Origin of the sequence: Mycobacterium sp. E1715, from assembly GCF_001667625.1 — a bacterium.
Classification (GTDB): domain Bacteria; phylum Actinomycetota; class Actinomycetes; order Mycobacteriales; family Mycobacteriaceae; genus Mycobacterium.
The window spans coordinates 1-1,762 of record NZ_LZJJ01000172.1 but is presented as its reverse complement, the minus strand read 5'-3'; the positions used below and the strand labels follow the sequence as shown (position 1 = coordinate 1,762).

General features: G+C 71.0%; 1 protein-coding gene. It reads right to left on the bottom strand.

The genetic code is table 11. The annotated features are described in order from the left end of the window. A partial coding sequence (locus tag A9X03_RS09525; protein WP_068260754.1) for a SpoIIE family protein phosphatase occupies positions 1-1,762 on the bottom strand: 1,762 nt, incomplete at both ends.

Here is a 1,762-nt window from a genome sequence, read left to right as displayed (position 1 = left end):
AATGCGATCGTGTGACCGTCGTCGAGCATCTGGGTGGTGCCGTCCGCGTGGACCAGGATGGGCGGCGGGTGCCCGGCACTGGAATACACCAGCTCGCCGGTCTCGGGGTTGAGCACCGCGCAGACCGCGGTGGTGCATTGCGCGCCGGGCAGCCGCGCCGCGAAGCGATCCATCCCGGCGAGAGCCGCCCCGGGACTTGGGTTTTCGAACAGCAACGCCCGGCACGCGCTGCGCACCTGCCCCATCACGGTCGCGGCGGCCAGGCCATGCCCCACGCAGTCGCCGACGACCATCGCGATTCGGCCGTCGTCGAGCTCGACGATGTCGTACCAGTCGCCGCCCACCTGCAGGGGCCGGCTGGCGGCCTGATACCGCACGGCGAACCCGTGTGGCAGATCAGCGGGACCCAGGATCGCGTGCTGCAGCGCCAAGGCGGTTTCGCGCTGCTGATCGACCTGATGGACGCGCTGCAGGCCCTGGCCGAGCCGGCCCGCCAGCACGGTCAGCAGGGTTTGGTCTTCGAGGGTGAACGACCGACGTTCGGCCAGATCGATCCAGACCACGAGTACGCCCTCGGGGTGCTGCAGCGCGATGCCCGCCGTCCCGGGCTCCCCTGTGCTGGGCGTGAGCAGGTCGCCCTCACGCAGCTGGCTGAGCATGCGCTGGGTATGGGGCGGCAGGTCTTCCCACTGCGCGGCCTCACCGACAGACACGACTTGCGGTGGGCCATAGGCGGTTCCGGTGGAAGAATTCTGAGCCGGGAAGGTGACGGCGACGACGCGGCGGGCCCGCCACAGCCGGCGCAGTTCCTCCGCCGCGGCGTTCACCGCCTCATCGACGCTGTCCGCTTGTGCGAGTTCCTGGTTGAGAGCGTGTTCGCGGCCCGCCGCGAGCGCCAGGGCGATGGCCGCGTGCCGGGCGAAGTCGCTGACCAGCTCGAGGTAATCGTCGCCGAAGGGCGACTGCTGCGGGTCCCGGGCGACGGCGATGACGCCGAGCACCGCGCCGTCGGCGATCAGCGGCATCACGATCGCGGAGCGTTCACCGACGTCGGTGAACCCCTCGATCGGGTATTGGAAGGAGTCGGTGATGAGCGGTAGGCCGCGCCGCGCGACACCGCCCGTGGTGGAGCCGTCCATCGGCACCTGACGACCGATCACCTCCGAGGAGTATCGACCCGCGGTGGCGGCCACGACCAAGGTGTTGACCTCGTCGGCGGGCAGGTCGGGCTCCTTCGGAACCAGCAGAATCGCTTGTTCGGCGCCGGCCAGCTCCAGCGCCCGGTTCACGATCAGCTGGAGCGGCCCGGTCTGGGGGTCGCCGGACAGCAGGGCGGTGGTGATTTCGCGGCTGGCCTTCGTCCACTTGGCGGATTCGCGTTCCCGCTCGAACAGGCGCGCGTTGTCGACGGCCGCCGCCGCGGCGGTCGCCAGGGCCCGCACGGCGGCCGCCTGGGAGTCGGAAAACGCGCGGCCGGCCACGTCGTCGGCCAGGTAGAGGCTGCCGAAGTCCGCTCCGCGAACCGTGATCGGGATCCCGAGCAGCGCGCGCACCGGCGGATCGTGGTCTTGCAGCGCGCCGGCCTGCGGATGGACACTCACGTCGGCGAGCCGGAGACCCTCACCGACCGGCAGCTCACCGAGCAGCCGCGCCGTGTCGTCGTCGATCCCCGCGCGCACGAATGAGACGAAGGCGCCATCGGGAGCGCGGATGCCCAGGGCTGCGTAGCGGCAGGCGGTCAGCTCCATCGCCCCCTTGACGA